At 64.2% G+C, this 17,807-nt stretch carries 14 protein-coding genes; 8 read left to right on the top strand and 6 right to left on the bottom strand.

Going from position 1 to position 17,807, the window contains the following annotated elements; all coding sequences use genetic code 11:
* Positions 1 to 274: 274 nt before the first annotated feature.
* On the top strand, positions 275 to 625 hold the full coding sequence (locus AC1DT7_RS03720; protein ID WP_478034633.1) for a c-type cytochrome: 351 nt from the start codon (positions 275 to 277) through the stop codon (positions 623 to 625).
* 91 nt (positions 626 to 716) lie between these two features.
* Here the strand turns inward: AC1DT7_RS03720 and AC1DT7_RS03715 are convergent, their stop codons facing one another.
* Positions 717 to 2,447: an outer membrane protein assembly factor BamB family protein gene (locus AC1DT7_RS03715; protein ID WP_478034330.1), complete on the bottom strand. Its 1,731-nt coding sequence runs from the start codon at positions 2,445 to 2,447 to the stop codon at positions 717 to 719.
* Positions 2,448 to 2,883: 436 nt separating this feature from the next.
* On the opposite strand from AC1DT7_RS03715, the gene AC1DT7_RS03710 reads away from it, so the two are divergent.
* The 4 genes from AC1DT7_RS03710 (at position 2,884) to AC1DT7_RS03695 (ending at position 9,293) form a co-directional block, all read left to right on the top strand.
* A complete protein-coding gene (locus AC1DT7_RS03710; protein ID WP_478034328.1) occupies positions 2,884 to 5,805 on the top strand; it encodes a TonB-dependent receptor domain-containing protein in 2,922 nt (973 codons plus the stop codon).
* Positions 5,806 to 5,911: 106 nt separating this feature from the next.
* On the top strand, positions 5,912 to 7,891 hold the full coding sequence (locus AC1DT7_RS03705; protein ID WP_478034327.1) for a pyrroloquinoline quinone-dependent dehydrogenase: 1,980 nt from the start codon (positions 5,912 to 5,914) through the stop codon (positions 7,889 to 7,891).
* A 166-nt stretch (positions 7,892 to 8,057) separates the two neighbouring features.
* Complete coding sequence (locus tag AC1DT7_RS03700) at positions 8,058 to 8,465, top strand: hypothetical protein (RefSeq protein WP_478034326.1); 408 nt, start codon at positions 8,058 to 8,060, stop codon at positions 8,463 to 8,465.
* 81 nt (positions 8,466 to 8,546) lie between these two features.
* Positions 8,547 to 9,293 (top strand): GDSL-type esterase/lipase family protein, encoded by a 747-nt coding sequence (locus tag AC1DT7_RS03695; RefSeq protein WP_478034325.1) that lies wholly within the window; start codon positions 8,547 to 8,549, stop codon positions 9,291 to 9,293.
* A gap of 236 nt (positions 9,294 to 9,529) precedes the next feature.
* Here AC1DT7_RS03695 and AC1DT7_RS03690 read toward each other — a convergent pair whose 3' ends face one another.
* Positions 9,530 to 11,056: an alpha/beta hydrolase family protein gene (locus AC1DT7_RS03690; protein WP_478034324.1), complete on the bottom strand. Its 1,527-nt coding sequence runs from the start codon at positions 11,054 to 11,056 to the stop codon at positions 9,530 to 9,532.
* Between the two features lie 196 nt (positions 11,057 to 11,252).
* Between AC1DT7_RS03690 and AC1DT7_RS03685 the strand changes: the two genes are divergently transcribed.
* Entirely contained in the window at positions 11,253 to 11,777 is a 525-nt protein-coding gene (locus AC1DT7_RS03685) for a gamma carbonic anhydrase family protein (protein ID WP_478034322.1), read from the top strand.
* A gap of 10 nt (positions 11,778 to 11,787) precedes the next feature.
* On the opposite strand, the gene guaB is transcribed toward AC1DT7_RS03685, so the two are convergent.
* A complete protein-coding gene (gene guaB, locus AC1DT7_RS03680) occupies positions 11,788 to 13,245 on the bottom strand; it encodes an IMP dehydrogenase (protein ID WP_478034321.1) in 1,458 nt (485 codons plus the stop codon).
* Positions 13,246 to 13,417: 172 nt separating this feature from the next.
* Between guaB and AC1DT7_RS03675 the strand changes: the two genes are divergently transcribed.
* Both AC1DT7_RS03675 and AC1DT7_RS03670 read left to right on the top strand, forming a co-directional pair.
* Positions 13,418 to 14,380, top strand: a complete 963-nt coding sequence (locus tag AC1DT7_RS03675) for an SPFH domain-containing protein (protein WP_478034319.1) — start codon at positions 13,418 to 13,420, stop codon at positions 14,378 to 14,380.
* Positions 14,377 to 14,826, top strand: a complete 450-nt coding sequence (locus AC1DT7_RS03670) for an NfeD family protein (RefSeq protein ID WP_478034317.1) — start codon at positions 14,377 to 14,379, stop codon at positions 14,824 to 14,826. Before AC1DT7_RS03675 ends, AC1DT7_RS03670 begins: the two co-directional genes overlap by 4 nt.
* Before the next feature lie 433 nt (positions 14,827 to 15,259).
* Here the strand turns inward: AC1DT7_RS03670 and AC1DT7_RS03665 are convergent, their stop codons facing one another.
* The 3 genes from AC1DT7_RS03665 to AC1DT7_RS03655 are packed head-to-tail and all read right to left on the bottom strand — an operon-like array spanning position 15,260 to position 17,757.
* Positions 15,260 to 15,619 carry a hypothetical protein gene (locus AC1DT7_RS03665; protein ID WP_478034316.1) on the bottom strand — a complete coding sequence of 120 codons (360 nt, stop codon included), beginning with the start codon at positions 15,617 to 15,619 and terminating at the stop codon, positions 15,260 to 15,262.
* A 36-nt stretch (positions 15,620 to 15,655) separates the two neighbouring features.
* Complete coding sequence (locus AC1DT7_RS03660) at positions 15,656 to 16,111, bottom strand: hypothetical protein (RefSeq protein WP_478034314.1); 456 nt, start codon at positions 16,109 to 16,111, stop codon at positions 15,656 to 15,658.
* A 38-nt stretch (positions 16,112 to 16,149) separates the two neighbouring features.
* A complete protein-coding gene (locus AC1DT7_RS03655; RefSeq protein WP_478034313.1) occupies positions 16,150 to 17,757 on the bottom strand; it encodes a phosphoenolpyruvate carboxykinase in 1,608 nt (535 codons plus the stop codon).
* Positions 17,758 to 17,807 lie beyond the last annotated feature (50 nt).

Here is a 17,807-nt window from a genome sequence, read left to right as displayed (position 1 = left end):
CTCACCGGCGGTCGCATCGTTTCCATCGCTCTACCCACGCGCAGTGTGCGCCGTAATCATTGTATACAAAACAGCGAGACACCAGAGTCGCGGTGCAGATGGCCGTATCGGCCCTAGCTCCCAGACGATGGCGGAAATTCTTCGCACGCCCGGTTCATCCGTACGGATGGTTCGCCTTGGCCGTTCAGCGTTGCGCAACCTTGCATACATAATTAGGCGGCATGGCGCGGCGACGGGCCCCGGTAAGCGATCCCTCACTGGAGTTCATGTGACAATGCGGAAGCGTGGTTTTGCAGCAAGCGCTGCCCTTCTGACCTTCGGGATCCTGGCGGGCCACAGCCTGTCGGCGCAGCCGATCGGCAAGCCCGATGCCCAGGTGCCGCCGCCCGGTCCGGCGCTCGATCTCATCAACCAGCGCTGCAGCGCGTGTCACACTGCCGCGACCGTCTTTTCGGAGCGCAAGTCGCCTGACGACTGGGCTGCGACGGTGCAGCTGATGGTCGATCGCGGTGCCGAGTTGAAGCATGAAGAGACCGATGCAGTGATCGACTATCTCAGCAAGAATTTCTCCGACACGCCGGCCGCTGCGCCTGCCGCCGCACCGACCTCAGCGCCAGCTTCTTGAACAAAACAACTCCCGAAACGGAAGAGGGCGGCCCCGCCATCGCGGCCCCGCCCTTTTTATGGCCACGGCTCGGCTAACCGCGTCCAATTCCTTATTTCCTGACACCCAGCGCAATCACCTGCGCGTCATGCGTGACGAGATAGACCTTGCCCAGCGCCACCACCGGCTGGCTGAAATGGGTCCAGGCCTTGATCGTATCCTTGCTAGAATAAAGCTGCTTCCCGGTCTCCGCGTCGAAGGCGTAGAGGATCATGTTGCCGACCGGGGTGGAGCGATATTTGGCCGATGCGGCGGTCGCGCTGTTCAGGCGTGAACCGTCCGGCAGAGTAGGATTCTGAATCGCCTGGCCGCCGGTCTGGGTCGCATAGACCACGCCGTTCGCGACCACGGGCGGGTCGGGCATGATCATGTTGCCGGAGATCCATTCGGGGCTGAGCGCGACCTTGTCGCCTTCGTTTATCACCTGGAACGCCATGATGCTGCCATTGGGCGATTCCCCCCCATCGCTCTTGAACGCAGGCGCGAACTTCGAGCGCGGGCCCCACATCGGCAGATAAAGGTACCGCTTGCCCTCGGGATTTTCATAAGTCGTCACCGCGCCCCAGACGCCCTGGCTCGGATCGGTGCCGGCGGCCGCATCGTTGCCGAGCTGCTGCGACTTGTAGAGATATTGCTGGTGGTTCTTGGCCTGGCCGCCGCCCATGTCGTTCGCGTCGAGCAGGTAGAGCACGCCTTCCTTCTGCGCGGTCGCGACCAGTGTCTTGCCGCCGAACGGGAACACCACAGGGCTGGCCGAGCCTGCCAGATCGTGCGCGAAGATATATTTGAAATTCTCCGGCGTGAACGAATCCGCCACCCGCGTCGCCTTGGGCGTCAGCTTCATGATCGTGTCGCCCCAACTGCCGGCGGGCGGATCATAGACACCGTCCGAGGTCTGGAAGATCACCGTGTTGCCCGGCCCCCGCGCGAGACCACCCCGGCCCCAGGGCCCCGCCGGCCGGCCGCCGCTGGTATAGAAGCGGGTGAGGTGCGGATTGGCCAGGTCACGCACATCGACGGCGGTGACGGCCGATGGATCGGTCATCACGGCAGGGACGGCCTGTGCCGCACTGCGCCGCGGGTTCGGCGCAACCGCCGATGCCATCGCCGAGCGCGGGTCCTGCACTTCACCACAGGCGCGGCCGCTGGTCGTATAGACGATGTCGTCGATCAGATTAAGGCTCCAGGCGCGCGTGAACGGCGCGACCATCTCGAGCGGCGTCATCTTCTCCGCACCGTCTCCCAGGCTCRGCGCGCGCAGCTTGCCGTCGCTGGGAATGAAGAAGACGAGAGCCCTGGCGTTGTCGACCACCGGGGTCGCATTGGCGGTGTTCGGGCAGAGCCAGGTGGCGCCCTTCTTTGCCGTGATCGGATTCGGGAATGTCTTATGCCAAAGCGCAGCCCCGGTATCGGCATCGATCGCGAAGAGCGTATCGTCGGCACCGAGCAGGTACATGACATTCTTATTGCCCTGCGGCGTCGCGACGCCGGCTGCGATGATCGGCGACGTCAGGGTCGACAGCACCACGTCGGTAACCGGCGTGGAGAGCTTCGTGCTCCACTGCACCTTCAGCTTGGCGACATTCTTCCTGTCGAGCGTGCGCTCGCCGCGGTTCCAGGCGGTCCGCTCCTGATCATACCCCCATGTGGTCCATTCGTTCGCCGCAGCGGCCACCGCCGCGGGAGGCTCCCGGGCTGGCGCGGCCTGCTCGGCATGCCCAGCCCCCGCGACGGCGAGCGAAGCCATCAGAACCGGAACGAGCGGAAGATATTGTTTGGACATCGCTGCCTCATTTTACGGGTAGGGAAAGCTATGAGGGCGGGCCCCTCATGATGATGCCTGAAAGCTCACCGGGCGGCGCTCCATCCGGTATACATGTTTTGATGAGCCACACAATTTTCGATGTCAATGCACGAGTCAGAACCGCGCCGCCGCGGATTCCTGCGCCCGGATTTCCGGCTTGGATCGCTGATCCGCCCCGAAGCGGCAACTGACGTCCATCAGCTTGAACTCCCTACATATAATATTGATTTATCTGCAGAATAATATCCATTATCGGCGATATGTCGGCGCCCGGGGGTAGCCTGTTCGTGGCCGCTAGGCACAATTTTCCAGCCTTTGCCAAGCGGCCCAACACGTGTGTTGACGCCCCCCTTTTCGGATGTATACAAGAATCGAATAATAAGAACCGAATCCGGAAATAAACTAGGGGATGCATGTGTCGAAGGTACTGAAGAATCTCGCTCGCGGTGGGTCGAACCTGGCGCTGGGCACCGCGTTGTGCATGGCCGCCATACCGGCATCGGCGCAGAGCGCGCCGGGTGCCGAAGCGACCCAGGTAACCCCCGATTCAGCACCTCCGGCAGCCGACGACCAGAGCGTTGCGGAGCCGCAGCAGGACATCGTCGTCACTGGCACCAGCATCCGCGGCGTCGCCCCGATCGGGTCGAACCTAGTCGCGGTCGGCGCCGAGGCGCTGCACGACACCGGCGCCCAGACCGTGACCGGCGCCCTCGCCTCGGTCCCCTCGCTCAGCGGCATCACCGGCCAGGGCAACACCTCGGCCTTCTATCAGCCAAGCATCCACCAGCTCGGCGCCAGCGCCAGCAACTCCACCCTGGTGCTGATCGACGGCCATCGCGGCCCAACGGGCGGCACCAACCACACCTTCCTCGACCCGAACATCGTGCCCAACATCATGCTGGAGCGCGTCGAGGTCCTCGCCGAGGGCGCGTCATCGATCTACGGATCGGACGCCGTCGCCGGCGTCATCAACTTCATCACGCGCAAGCGCTATGACGGCATCCAGGCCGAAGGCTCGCTGACGGTACGAGACGGCACGCTGGGCTACAGCGCCGGCCTGCTCGCCGGCCAGACCTGGGATCGCGGCTGGGCCGTAATCGGCGCACAATACAGCTATCAGGACAATCTGCGAAACCGCGACCGCGATTTCACCTTCCCCAATCAGACCGCGAATGGCGGCACCAACTTCCTGACCCGCAGCTGCTCGCCGGCTGGCGTGCAGCCTGGCGGTACGGGCAATATCTATTACGGGCCCTATTCGACCGCGTCCTCGCCCAACAGCACGGCCAACTATCCCTGCACCAGTTGGGGAGTCACCGACCTGATAGGCTCCGAGGAACGTCAGAGCGTGATGGGCAAGGTCAGCTTCGACGTCACCGACAAGCTGACCGTCGGCCTCGACCTCCTTTATGCCCGCCGTCGCAACGATACGCTGCAGGGTGCTGGTACCGTTCAGGCGACCGTGTTCCGCACTGGTGCGCAGGCCAACCCGTTTTACGTCAACCCGCCCGGCGTAACCGGCGCGGCGGCTGACAGGCAGACCATCACCTGGGATGCGACCGATCTGGTCGGCCCGGCACATGGCCGCTCCGACTCCGATTCCATGTACGCGAATTTCACCGCCAGCTATGAGATCACCAGCGACTGGCATGCCGACTTCCTCGCCAGCGTGGGCCGGGACGAGAGCACGACCTATACCACTGGCGCGATCAACAGCAGCGTCGCCAACCTCGCGCTCAATGGCACGACCAACGGCGCCGGCAACCTGACCCAGATCTCTATCCCGGGCACGACCACCATCGTCACGCAATTGCCGCTGACGGCGGGCAACGCCCTCGACGTGTGGAACCCGGCCGGCCCGACCAACCGCACCTCCGCGGCGACGATCGCGCGCCTGCTCGACAATACCAACCGCCTCCGCGCCACCAGCGGCTATCAGCAGATCCGGGCCAGCGCGAGCGGCTCGCTGTTCGATCTGCCCGCGGGCCCGGTCAAGGTCGCGTTCGGCGCTGAACTGCTGAAGACCCAGCTGAGCCAGTTCGTGACCCGTGCGAACAACAGCGGCCCGGCCTCGACGGGATCGCAGCAGCTGTTCTTCCCGTTCGACCGCACCGTCTATTCGGGCTTCGTCGAGTTGAACGTGCCGATCGTCTCGCCGGACATGGATACCTTCATCCACCGGTTCGATATCTCGGTCGCCGGCCGCTACGATCACTATGACGATTTCGGCGAGACGACGAACCCGAAGATCGGCTTCAACCTCGAGCCGGTTGCCGGCTTCCGCATCCGCGGCAACTGGTCGACCTCGTTCGTCGCACCGCCGCTCACGATCATCGGCGACAAGTTCGGCGCCTTCGGTACCGCGGGCTGGAACACCCAGACCAACAACATCTCAGTGCCGACGGCAGCCTATCCGGATGTCGTGAAGATCCTTCCGGGCTGCGCCGGCCAGGCGCTCTGCAACATCAGCTCGCTGCAGGGCATCCAGAACACGACGGGTGATCCCAACGCCGGCCCGCAGGAAGGCAGCGGCTGGTCGCTCGGCTTCGATATCGAGCCGTCGCTCGTCCCGGGCCTGCATGCCGGCTTCACCTATTGGAACACCGAGTTCACGGGCGGCGTCACCGGCCCGCAGCTCGCCAACGTGATCAACACGGCGTCTGCGCAGAACCTGCTGACCTTCTACCCGAACTGCGCCACCCCGGCCCAGATCGCGGCAGTGACCCAGGGCATTCCGCAGACCAACGTGACCGCAGCCTGCACCAGCTACATCTTCCACACGCTGAACACGAACTGGCTCAACCTCGACATCTCGGGCATCGATTACCAGATCGACTATGACTACCGCACCGACAATGCCGGCACGTTCAGCGCCGGTCTCTCGGGCACGGAATTCACCAAGTTCGATCAGTCGTTCGGCTCGGGTCCGAAGTACAGTGTGCTCAACACCGCAGGCAACAACGGCACCTTCCCGTCGCTGAAGCGCAAGGCGCGCGCCTATCTCGGCTGGGCGAACGGTCCGTTCCAGGCCCGCCTGTTCGCCAACTACACCGGCGGCTTCCGCAACTGGTCGTCCAACACCGTCACGCCGCTCACCCGCGACGCGAACGGCAATCCGAACGGCGGCGGCGACAAGGTGAAGGCGCAGACCACCTTCGATCTCAACATGGCCTATGAGTTCAAGGGTGGATTCCTGGACGGCACGCGCCTGTCGCTGTCCGGCCTGAACATCTTCGATCAGGACCCGCCCTTCTATAACGGCTCAACCGGCTATTACAGCCTGATCCACAACGCGTTCGGCCGCACCGTCACGGTCGCGCTGAACGTCAAGTTCTAACCCCCATGGCCCGCCGTCCCCTCCGATCGGGGCGGCGGGTCCTTTTTACGGCCGCTCTCGCTCAATGAGGGCAGGCGGGGAAGCGACGCAGCGAAGGCGCCATCCCATGCTATCGAAGACCCCCGCCGCTGCGGCACTTCTAGGTGGACACATGCTGCGTACGATCGGGCTTCTGGGCCTCGCCCTGCTCTCCACCTCGGTCCTGGCGCAGGACGGCGCGGACTGGCCCACTTATGGCCACGACAAGGGCGCGATGCGCCACTCGCCGCTCGCTCAGATCACCCCCGCCAATGTGAACGACCTGCAGATCGCCTGGGTATACCGGATGAAGCCGGCCAATACCGCGGCGGCCACCGACGCGGGCGAAGCCGACCGCCGCACCGCCGAAGGCGCCGGCGCGCAGCGCGCCTCGCAATTCGCCGGTTCCCAGATGACGCCGCTGGTCATCGGCAACCGCATGTATATCTCCACCCCCTATTCCCGCGTCGCCGCGCTCGATGCGACGACTGGCAAGGAAATCTGGGTCCGCGAGATCCCCGGCCCCGGCCAGCCGTCGCTGCGCGGCGTCGAATATTGGGCAGGCGACGGCAAGACCGGTCCGCGCATCTTCTTCGGCACCCGCGATGGCCGCCTGATCGGCCTGGACGCGGCAACGGGCGCCTATGCTCCCGGCTTCGGCGACGATGGTGTCGTGGAGCTGAAAACCGAGGAGATCATGAACGGGTCGCCCAAGGCGCCCTATGGCATGACGACCCCGCCGATCGTCTACAGGAACCTGATCATCACCGGATCCTCGGTGCAGGAGAATCCGGCGCTCGGCGCGCGCGGCGATGTCCGCGCCTGGGATGCGCGCACCGGCAGGCTCGTCTGGACCTTCCACACCGTCCCCCGCAAGGGCGAGCGCGGCTATGACACCTGGGCACCCGGCAGCACGGACAACCGCTCCGGCGTCAATGTCTGGGGCTTCATGAGCCTCGATGCGAAGCGCGGCATCGTCTATCTGCCGATCGGCGCGCCAACGCATGACCGGTACGGCGGCGACCGGCATGGCGACAACCTGTTCGGCACCTCGCTGGTCGCCGCAGATGCAGCCACCGGCAAATATCTCTGGCATTTCCAGGTCGTGCATCACGATATCTGGGACATCGATCTCGAATCCGCGCCGTTGCTGTTCGACGCGAAGGTGCGCGGCAAGACCATGCCCGCCGTTGCGGTGGTGGCGAAGAACGCCCTGTTGTTCATGCTGAACCGGGTCACCGGCAAACCGATCCATCCGGTCGAGGAACGCCCCGTCCCGCCCAGCACCGTGCCGGGCGAACGCGCCGCCCCCACCCAGCCCTTCCCGATCACCCCGCCGCTCGCCCGCACCACCTTCTCGATCGAGAAGGACATCGCCGACGTCACGCCCGAATTGAAAAGCTGGTGCCAGAACTGGATCAGGAGCAACAACATGGCGGAGGGGGTGCAATATCAGCCCATGCTGCCCGATCGTCCGCTGATCGTCTTCCCGGGCACTGAAGGCGGCTCCAACTGGGGCGGTGCGACCTTCGATCCGAAGACCGGCTATATCCTCGTCAACACCAGCAATTTCGGCCAGGTCACGACCATGGTGAAGACCGGCGGCCCCGTCGCCTGGATGCCGGGCGGTGTCGGCGGCCGTTTCCAGCAGCCTGGCACCGGCCTGATGTGCCAGCGCCCGCCCTGGGGCCAGCTCAGCGCGGTCGACAGCGCGACCGGCAAGATCGTCTGGCAGAGCACGCTGGGCGTCACCGACAACCTGCCCGAGGGCCTGCGCAACACCGGCCGCCACGGGACCGGCGGTGCGATCACGACTGCGGGCGGCCTGCTCTTTATCGGTTCCACCGACGATTCCCGCTTCCGCGCCTTCGAGATCAGCACCGGCAAGGAGGTCTGGATCCGCAGGCTCGAGGCATCGGCCCATGCCACGCCGATCTCGTATCGCGGTACCGACGGGCGGCAATATGTCGCGATCGTCTCGACAGGCGGCAGCTACCATAACAGCCCGCGCACCAGCGATGCGCTGACCGCCTTTGCCCTCCCGCCGAAATCAGCCGCGTCACACTGAGTTCATCTTCACCGACCCGAGAACCATTCGTCGCATTCGGCACTGAAAAGACGTCGAAAACGGTCGCAAATGCGTCCGGCTGTCTTGCTCCTGTAACGGGATCGGCGTATCAATTGCGAATAAGTCGCAAAAAGTGACAATAAAGGGGCCTCAGGAAGGATGTATCATGAGCCCCGCCCCAGTTGCGCCCGGCGCGCCCGCCCAATCACTCACCTCGGCGATTCTTGAGGCGGTACGAAGCTGGCGCATCGCGCGCGATGCCGGTGGCTCGATCCAGCCTGCCCTTTATGCGCCGCTCGAAAGACGGGGCTATGGCCTGCTCGCCCCGGTACTCGACGGCCTGTTGACCCTGTTCGAAGCCGGCTCCCGGCGGCGCTTCGACGCGGGCGCCCCATCGGACAGCGCGATCACCGGTGACGAGTGCCGCCTGCTCAACCTGCTCGAAGGTGGCGACGTGACGCCGCCGACAGACCAGTTCCTGCCCGATCTTGCCGCGGCGATGCGGGTCGCGGTGCGTTCGGCGCGGGTCATGCTGCGCTCGGTGCTCCGACCGGAGATCGTCGCAGCGGCCTGACCGCTCCCATGTCGTTCCCGCGTGCATCGGCACGACGATCCCGATAGGCCTCACCGCCGGACAACCAGCGGGAGATTTGCAGTGCGCGCACTCATGTTCAGTCTGATCGGCGCGGTCGCCTTGACCTCGGTGATGCAGCTTTCCGCGCAGAACACCCCCGTACCCGCTCCCATCGCTGCAGCGAAGCCCCCGGTCGGCCAGGGCGAGAACGGCGACTGGGCCTTTATCGGCCGCTACCGCGACGCCAACCAGCCGCTGCTTGCCACTGTCGACCCGCAGCGCATCGTGTTCATGGGCGACTCGATCACCCAGGGCTGGGCCGAACAGCCCTTCCTTAAGGGCAACGCGCATTTTGTCGGCCGGGGCATCTCGGGCCAGACCGCGCCGCAGATGCTCGTCCGTTTCCGTAGTGATGTGGTCGCGTTGAAACCTGCTGTGGTCCATATCATGGCGGGCACCAATGACGTCGCGCAGAATACCGGCCCGTCAACGCCGGAGGAGATCGAGGGCTATATCGCCGGCATGGTCGACATCGCGCACGCGAACGGCATCAAGGTCGTGCTGGCATCGATCCCGCCCGCGCTCGAATTCCCGTGGCGCAAGGGGCTCGAGCCGGGGCCCAAGATCAAGGCGCTCAATGTCTGGCTGAAGGATTATGCCGCGCGGAAACACCTGGTCTATGTCGATTACTGGCCGGCCATCGCCACGCCGGAAGGCGGGATGCGGCCAGACTATTCGCATGACGGCGTGCACCCCAATACCGTGGCCTATGCGTCGATGGCGCCGCTTGCCCAGGCTGCGATCGACAAGGCGATGCGGGGGAAATAGGAACATCCGTCGCCCCAACCGTCATGCCGGACTTGTTCCGGCATCCATCGCTCCGCGGGCACCGCAGGCGTCGTATTTTCCGCAGCCATCCCGTTGGAGCATGTACTTTACTTGTTCCCCGGCGAAGGYCGGGGSCYAGGTGGGAAGGCTGTTGTTGCGAAGCGGGACGCCAGTTATCAGCGCCCCACCTGGCCCCCGACCTTCGCCGGGGAACGAGTACATATCGGCACCAACTCCTATGGCGTCGTCCGCCCCATCTGCCGGTCGGCCCATGCGACGAAATATTTCATGTTCGGTGCATCGGTATGCCCGCCGTCATGCTGTCGCCAGGCAAGCTGCCCATCAAGCATGCCGGTCAGCACCGGCGGCTTCTTTGCATTTCGATAATCATTGCCGACACCAAGATCCTTCGCGCCAAGCAGGGTCCATACCTGCCCTGCCGCGACGGTCGCCATATAGCTGCCCTGCTGGTCGAGCCAGTTGGCGTCGCCCTTTTCCGGCACGCCGTAACTGATGAAAGTCGGCCGCGGGGCACATAGCGCGATTAGCTCATGGGCATCGACCGGAATGTCGCCCGGAGTCCTGCTGCCGAAGCTTGCCTGCGACGCGCCATATTTCAGGAAATTGCCTGCCATCCAGTGATAGCCGCCGGTGCCGGTCAGATTCTCCACCGCTTCGCCGAAATTGCGGCGGTGCGGCTTGGCACCGCCCTCGCCCGACGAGCCGACCAGCACCATCGCGAAACGCTGATCGAACGCCATGGCGATCAGTGCCGCCTTGCCGTAGCGCGAAACTCCCTCGATCCCGACATGCTTCGCATCCACGTCGGGCAGTGTCTGGAGATAATCGAGCGCCCGGCTTGCCCCCCAGCCCCAGGCGCGAAGGGCGCCCCAATCGTCCGGCTTGCGCGGCTGGCCCTTGTTGGTGAGGCCAATGATCCCGCTGCGCAACCCGGCACCATTGTCGACCTGAATGCTCGCCGTATCGACCAGCGCGACCCCCCAGCCGGCAGCGACCAGGGTGGAGATACGCTCGTCGCTCGGCGGCGCGGGGAAGAAGCCCGGCGGGCTGACGAAGACAAAGCCGGGATGCGCCTGGAATGTGGCGGCCAGCGACGGATCGCGGGCGACGAGATCGGCCTTCATCGCGGCATCGATCTTCGCCGCTTCATCCGCAGTGGGCTGGCTGGGCGCCGGGTAACGCGCCGGCGCGAACATCATCAGCACCGGTACCGGCTTGCCGGTCTCGGCCGGCAACACCAGCGTCACCCTGATACCGACATCGATCGCCGGATAGGCGCCATTGTCGACCCGTCCGATCAACTGTTTCGCCACCATGCGTCTGCCGCTGATATATTCATCGTCGGTGCTCGCGACCGACCAGGCGATCTTGGCCACATTTGCGGGGATCCGCCCGACCACCTCGCGCTCGAACGCCTCGACGATCTCGGGCCGGCGCTGTTTCCACCAGCCATCGACGGTGGTGACCTTCTTCCCGTTGTTCAGCGTCAGAATCTCGGGCCAGTCGGGAAAGGGATTCGCCTTGGCAGGATCATAGTTGGCGGGGTTCGGCCCGTCGGGCTGGCCGCTATGGCCGGGTCGCAGGGCCTTGATGCCGAGTTGATCCATCATGTTTTGATGATCCTGCTCGGCAGTCCACAGCGCGGCAGCTCCCTGCTGCGACAGAGCCGGGGTCGATCCTGACATCGCCACGCCGGACAGCATGGCGAGAGCGCAGCACGAGCGCAGCAACGCGAATTTCATGGCATTCCCCTCCTGAGCGGGCACGTCAGCGCCTCACATCCTATAGGATATACGGGGAGCGGATGGATGCCAATCGGGTTCGAGTAGCGATCCGAGGCTCATCGATCCGAATCTTCTTCCAACGCATGGCCACCTGAATCCCCTCCCCCTTCCCGCCTCGCCACGCTAAGCCGGTCGAAACTAGGAGGAGGATTCAATGCCGCTTTATGCCATCGACGGAAAACAGCCCGTGGTCGGCACCGACGTATGGGTCGCGCCCAGCGCTGACGTGATCGGCGATGCGCATCTGGCGGATGAATCAAGCGTCTGGTTCGGCGCGGTGATCCGCGCCGACAATACCCCGATCATCATCGGCACGCGGTCCAACATCCAGGAAAGCGCGATGTGCCATTCCGATCCCGGCTCGCCGCTGACGGTCGGGGCCAACTGCACGATCGGCCATCATGCGATCCTGCACGGCTGCACGATCGGCGACAACGTGCTGATCGGCATGGGCGCGATCATTCTCAACAACGCGGTGATCGGCGACGGTTGCATCGTCGGCGCTGGCGCCCTCGTCACCGAAGGCAAGGTCTTCGAGCCGAACAGCCTGATCGTGGGCAGCCCGGCCAAGGCGATCCGGACCCTGGACGAGAAAGCGGCGGCGATGCTCAAGGCGTCGGCCCAGCATTATGTCGACAAGGGCAAGGCCTACACAGCGGGTCTCACCCGGGTCGGTTGACCCCCGCGTCTTACCGCGTCGGGTAATTCGGTGCCTCGCGCGTGATCGTCACGTCATGGACATGGCTCTCGCGCAGGCCCGCCCCGGTGATCTGGACGAAGCGTGCGCGCCGCTGCAGGTCCTCGATCGTTGCGGAGCCGGTATAGCCCATGGCGGCGCGGATGCCGCCGACGAGCTGATGGATCACATCGCGTGCCGGGCCCTTGAAGGCCACCTGGCCCTCGATCCCCTCGGGCACCAGCTTGAGCTGGTCCTTGATGTCGCCCTGGAAATAGCGATCGGCCGAACCACGGCCCATGGCGCCGACCGAGCCCATGCCGCGATAGGATTTGTATGCCCGGCCCTGGTACAGGAAGCTTTCGCCCGGCGCTTCCTCGGTACCGGCGAGCAGCGAGCCGATCATGCAGGCCGATGCACCCGCTGCCAGCGCCTTGGCGAGGTCGCCAGAGGTGCGCAGGCCGCCATCGGCGATAACCGGCACCCCGGCCTTGAGGCCGATCTCGGCACAATCCATCACCGCCGTAAGCTGCGGCACGCCAACACCGGCAACCACGCGGGTGGTGCAGATCGAGCCCGGGCCGATGCCGACCTTGATACCGTCGGCGCCCGCATCGATCAGCGCGCGCGTCGCTTCGGCGGTGGCGACATTGCCGGCGATGACCTGGACCGAATTGCTGAGCTTCTTCACCCGCTCGACCGCGCGCGCCACGTCGCGATTGTGGCCGTGCGCCGTGTCGATGACGACGAGGTCGAGCTCGGCATCGACCAGCGCCTCGGTCCGTTCATAGCCCTTGTCGCCGACCGTCGTCGCCGCCGCGACGCGCAACCGGCCGGTCGCGTCCTTCGTGGCGTTGGGATAGGTGACCGCCTTCTCGATGTCCTTGACCGTGATCAGGCCGATGCAGCGATAGGCCTCGTCGACGACCAGCAGCTTCTCGATCCGGCGCTGGTGCAGCAGGCGACGCGCCTCTTCCTGGCTGACGCCGGGTGCGACGGTCGCGAGATTCTCGTGAGTCATCAGCTCGGCGACCGGCTGATGCGGGTTGCCGGCGAAGCGGACATCGCGGTTGGTCAGGATGCCGACCAGCTTGCCGTTCGCCTCGACCACCGGAATGCCGCTGATCTTGTGCCGCAGCATCAGCGCCTGGGCCTCAGCCAGCGTAGCGCTCGGCGCGATCGTGATCGGGTTGACGACCATGCCGGATTCGAAGCGCTTCACCGCCCGCACTGCGGCCACCTGTTCTGCGATGTCGAGATTGCGGTGGAGAACGCCGATCCCGCCGAGCTGTGCCATGACGATCGCCATGTCCGCCTCGGTCACGGTATCCATGGCGGAAGAGAGGATCGGGATGTCGAGCGCGATCTCGCGAGTCACCCGCGTCGCGGTGTTCGTTTGGCTCGGAACGATGTCCGATTCAGCCGGCACGAGCAGGACATCGTCAAAAGTGAGGCCGAGGCGAATGTCCATGGGTGCCAGTTTCCTGCGGGGGGCGAGTCGTGGCGGTCCATGTAATCAAGGGGCGGCAGATGCGCTAGGGGCACCGCTGCGCGTGTCGCATTTCGCTATAATGGCCCCGCCAATCTGCTAATCTATGGGCATCGGCCGCGCCCTTCGCGGTCATTGTCTGGGGTTCAACACCATGACTCTCACGCTTGCCGGCCTGGTCCTGGTCGTCGTCATTTTCTATTTCATGACCAGCATCAAGGTCGTCCGTCAGGGCTATCAATATACGATCGAGCATTTCGGACGCTTCACCACTGTCGCTCGGCCCGGCCTCAATTTCTACCCGGCTTTTTTCTACCGCGTAGGCCGGCGGGTGAACATGATGGAGCAGGTGCTCGACATTCCGGGCCAGGAGATCATCACCAAGGACAATGCGATGGTCGCGGTCGACGGCGTCGTGTTCTTCCAGGTGTTGGATGCGGCCAAGGCAGCCTATGAAGTCAGCGATCTCTATCTAGCGATCATGCAGCTCTCGACCACCAATCTGCGCACCGTCATGGGCTCGATGGACCTGGACGAGACGCTGTCGAAGCGCGACGAGATCAACACGCGGCTGCTTCAGGTGGTCGACCAGGCGACCGAGGCGTGGGGCGTCAAGATCACGCGCGTCGAGCTGAAGGACATCCGCCCGCCCGCCGATATCGTCAACGCGATGACCCGGCAGATGAAGGCGGAGCGCGAGAAGCGCGCGACGATCCTCGAATCCGAGGCTGCGCGGCAGAACGAGATCAACCGGGCCGAAGGCCTGAAACAGGCGCAGATCCTCGAAGCCGAGGGCCGCAAGGAAGCGGCGTTCCGCGACGCTGAGGCGCGCGAGCGCTCGGCTCAGGCGGAAGCGAGCGCGACCAAGATGGTGTCGGACGCGATCGAAGCCGGCAGCAGTCAGTCGCTCAACTATTTCATCGCGCAGAAGTATGTCGAGGCAGTCGGCAAGTTCGCTACCTCGCCCAACGCGAAGACGATCCTGTTCCCGGTCGAGGCTACTCAGCTGATCGGTACGCTCGGCGGCATCGGTGAACTGGCGCGGGACGCGTTTGGCGACCGTTCCTCACCGCCCGTGCCGCGTCCCCGCGGCCCGTTCGAGGGAGGCCAGAAATGACCTTCCTCGGCTTCGTCTGGAGCCATGGTGCATTATGGCTCGCCGCTGGACTGGCCTTGGCCATCGCCGAGCTGATCGCGCCGGGCTTCTTCATGATCTTCCTGGCGGCAGGCGCTGCGCTGACGGGTTTCGCGCTGCTCGCCATTCCAGGAGTGCCGGTGCTGGTTCAGGCATTGCTGTTTGCGCTGTTCACAGCCGCAGCGGTCGGGCTAGGCCGGCGCTGGTATCGCCAGAGCGAGGTCCCGACCGAGGATTCACAACTAAACGACCGCACGTCGCGACTGATCGGCACGATGGCGGAGGTGTGTGATGCCATCACCGGGGGCGAAGGCCGGGTGAAAATAGGCGACGGTGCCTGGAAAGCCCGTGGCCCGGACGTCGCGGCGGGCGCACTTGTTCGGATCGTCGGAGCAACGGGCAGCGTGCTGCTGGTTGAACCGGCCTGAAGCATTCGACGATTGATTCAAATGGGGCGAAGACCGTTGCATCGTCACGGTGATTGGAGCGCCTTGGACGGTCCCGCTCATTCTTGTCGTCGGGTTCGCTTTACCGCCACCTGAACGCGTTCGGTGGCTCTCCTTTGGAAGGGAAAATCTGACTTGCGATGGGAGTATCATGCCGCGGCCCCCATCCACTCCAGTCTCTGCGCGATACCGGCCAGGACGGACTGAGTTCCCTGTTCTCGCTAAGAAATTCCCTGTTAAGCGCTGCGGAATTCCCTGTTATCCAGTAACAGGGAATTCCGCATCAAGGCATTGATCTATAATCAGAAAATTGGGTAAAACTCGCCCAAAAACAGGAAAGAAAAACGAAATTCCCTGATAATTCCCTGTTATTCGTCCGGAACAGGGAATTCCGGTAGCCCGCGTCGGTCGGCAATCAGCTCTTGCCAAACAGGCCCTTGGCGAAGCCCGCAATCTCATCCATCGGATTACCGTCGCCATTCTGGTCGATCATGTTGCCTACATTGCCCAGGACGCCAGAACCCTGGAGCAGGCTGGCGAACTGACCGAGCGCTCCTTCACCACCAATATGGCCGACGATCTGCTGTAGCACATCGGTCGACAGGCCCGTCGCCGATGCTGCGGTGGTGACCGTGTCGGTTGGGGCGGTATGGGCCTGGCCAAGCGCGGTCACAGCGCTCTCGACCTGTTCGGGGCTAAGACCCACCTTGGCTGCGAGGTTCTTGATGTCGACATTTTGAGCAACCTGTCCGAGCAGTCCGTCGAGCATTCCCATGATATCTTCCCAAGGCCGTGTGAGCGAGGGCTTCGTTTACCACAGGGCCGGAAGCGGCGCGAGGTCGGGTGTCAGGAATTTGCGCCTTGCGGCCACCGAAAACAGCCTCTCCCGGCTGTAGAACCGAAGCGGCCAGTCCCGCATTCCCATCGGGCTTGCCAATAGCGCGTTGACCGCGTCGACCAGTGGCTCGCCCTTGTCCCGCCCGGCGAGATGGAGGCGGATCCCGGCCACGAACACATGGGTGATCGTGTCGTGATAGCCCTGGCTGTCGTCATTCACCCCGCCGACGCTTTCATTGTACCAGGCAATGATCCCGGCGATCCGTGCGTCGACATCCACGTCGGGTCGGTCACGAATCAGCCAGAGCGTGGCGGCGAGATGCGCCTCGTGAGTCCATTCCGCACGAGGCAATTTGCGCGCCAACAGCCCCTCCCCGATCCGGCGGATCGCGGTGTCGTCTTCAAAGGCTCGTAAGGGAAGGTCGGTCATCGATCGGGCTTTCCTTGCCCGATCGATGACCGGGGATTTCAGGCGTTTTCGGCGGTCTTGGGAGCGGCCTGGCGCACGCTCTCGTCCACATCGTCGGCGAATTGCGCGAAGTTGTCGACGAAGAGGTCGACCAGCTTCGCCGCCGTCGCGTCATATTCTTCCTTGTTCGACCAGGTCTCGCGCGGGTCTAGAATGGCCGTGTCGACGCCCGGCACGCTCACCGGAACCTTGAAGCCGAAATTCGGATCGGTACGGAACTCGGCGTCGTTCAGGCTGCCGTCGAGCGCGGCGTTGAGCAGCGCGCGGGTCGCCTTGATCGGCATACGACGGCCGACGCCGTATTTGCCGCCGGTCCAGCCGGTGTTGACCAGCCAGCAATCCACGCCGCCCTTGGCGATCCGCTCCTTGAGCAGGTTGCCATAGACCGAAGGATGGCGTGCCATGAACGGCGCGCCGAAGCAGGTCGAGAAGGTCGCATCGGGTTCGGTCACGCCGATCTCGGTCCCGGCGACGCGCGCGGTATAGCCCGAGAGGAAGTGATACATCGCCTGATCCGGCGTCAGCTTCGAGATCGGGGGCAGGATGCCGTAAGCGTCCGCCGTCAGCATCACGATGTTGCGCGGCACCGGCCCCATATTCTCTTCCGAGGCATTGGGGATGAAGTCGATCGGATAGGCGCCGCGGCTGTTCTCCGCGAGGCTTGCGTCGTCAAGGTCGAGCTGGCGTGTGACATTGTCCATCACGACATTCTCGAGGATCGTGCCGAAACGCTTGGTCGTCGCGAAGATCTCCGGCTCGGCATCGGCCGACAGGCGGATCATCTTGGCATAGCAGCCGCCCTCGAAATTGAAGACCGCGGTATCCGACCAGCCATGCTCGTCGTCACCGATCAGGGTGCGCGATGCGTCGGCCGACAGCGTGGTCTTGCCGGTGCCGGACAGGCCGAAGAACACGGCGGTGTCACCCTTCGGGCCGATATTGGCCGAGCAATGCATCGGCATCACGCCGGTCGGCGGCAGCAGATAGTTGAGCAGGCTGAACACCGACTTCTTCATCTCGCCGGCATAACGGGTGCCGCCGATCAGGATCAGCTTCTCGGTGAAGCTGACGGCGATCACCGTCTCGCTGCGGCAGCCATGACGCTCGGGATCGGCGCGGAAGGTCGGCAGGTCGATGATGGTGTATTCGGCCTCGAAGCCGCGCAGCTCGCTCTCTTCCGGGCGCACCAGCATCGTGCGGATGAAGCTGTTGTGCCAGGCAAGCTCGTTGACGATGCGCACGCGGACACGATGCTCCGGCTGAGAACCGCCGAACAGGTCCTGGATGAACAGGTCTTCCTTGTCCTTCAGCGCGGCGAGGAAATCGCCCTTGAGCGTCGCGAAATGCTCGGGCGTCATCGCCTTATTGCTCTTGCCCCACCAGACCGTGCTCTCGGTCTCGGCGTCGCGGACGATGAACTTGTCCTGCGCGGACCGGCCGGTGTGCGGACCGGTCTCGACGACGAGCGGGCCATCGGCAGACAGCTTGCCTTCGCCACGAGCGACCGACGCCTCGATCAATCGGGCCGTGACCAGATTCCAGTGCAGGGTAGCGCGTGTTTCAATGCCTTGCGCTTCGAGGCCTGCGTCTGGAATACGATCGCTCACGGTCCTTGCTCTCCTGAAGTTGGGCACGCGGCAGTTGCCGCGAATGAATG

This window comes from Sphingomonas sp. P3_C6 (assembly GCF_056402595.1).
This window is presented reverse-complemented; position numbering and strand designations above follow the sequence as displayed.

Coding starts and splice junctions, on each gene's coding strand:
- AC1DT7_RS03675 (WP_478034319.1), top strand. CDS start 13,418: ATGACTCTCACGCTTGCCGGCCTGGTCCTGGTCGTCGTCATTTTCTAT.
- AC1DT7_RS03700 (WP_478034326.1), top strand. CDS start 8,058: ATGAGCCCCGCCCCAGTTGCGCCCGGCGCGCCCGCCCAATCACTCACC.
- AC1DT7_RS03685 (WP_478034322.1), top strand. CDS start 11,253: ATGCCGCTTTATGCCATCGACGGAAAACAGCCCGTGGTCGGCACCGAC.
- AC1DT7_RS03660 (WP_478034314.1), bottom strand. CDS start 16,111: ATGACCGACCTTCCCTTACGAGCCTTTGAAGACGACACCGCGATCCGC.
- AC1DT7_RS03705 (WP_478034327.1), top strand. CDS start 5,912: ATGCTATCGAAGACCCCCGCCGCTGCGGCACTTCTAGGTGGACACATG.
- AC1DT7_RS03665 (WP_478034316.1), bottom strand. CDS start 15,619: ATGGGAATGCTCGACGGACTGCTCGGACAGGTTGCTCAAAATGTCGAC.
- guaB (WP_478034321.1), bottom strand. CDS start 13,245: ATGGACATTCGCCTCGGCCTCACTTTTGACGATGTCCTGCTCGTGCCG.
- AC1DT7_RS03690 (WP_478034324.1), bottom strand. CDS start 11,056: ATGAAATTCGCGTTGCTGCGCTCGTGCTGCGCTCTCGCCATGCTGTCC.
- AC1DT7_RS03670 (WP_478034317.1), top strand. CDS start 14,377: ATGACCTTCCTCGGCTTCGTCTGGAGCCATGGTGCATTATGGCTCGCC.
- AC1DT7_RS03720 (WP_478034633.1), top strand. CDS start 275: ATGCGGAAGCGTGGTTTTGCAGCAAGCGCTGCCCTTCTGACCTTCGGG.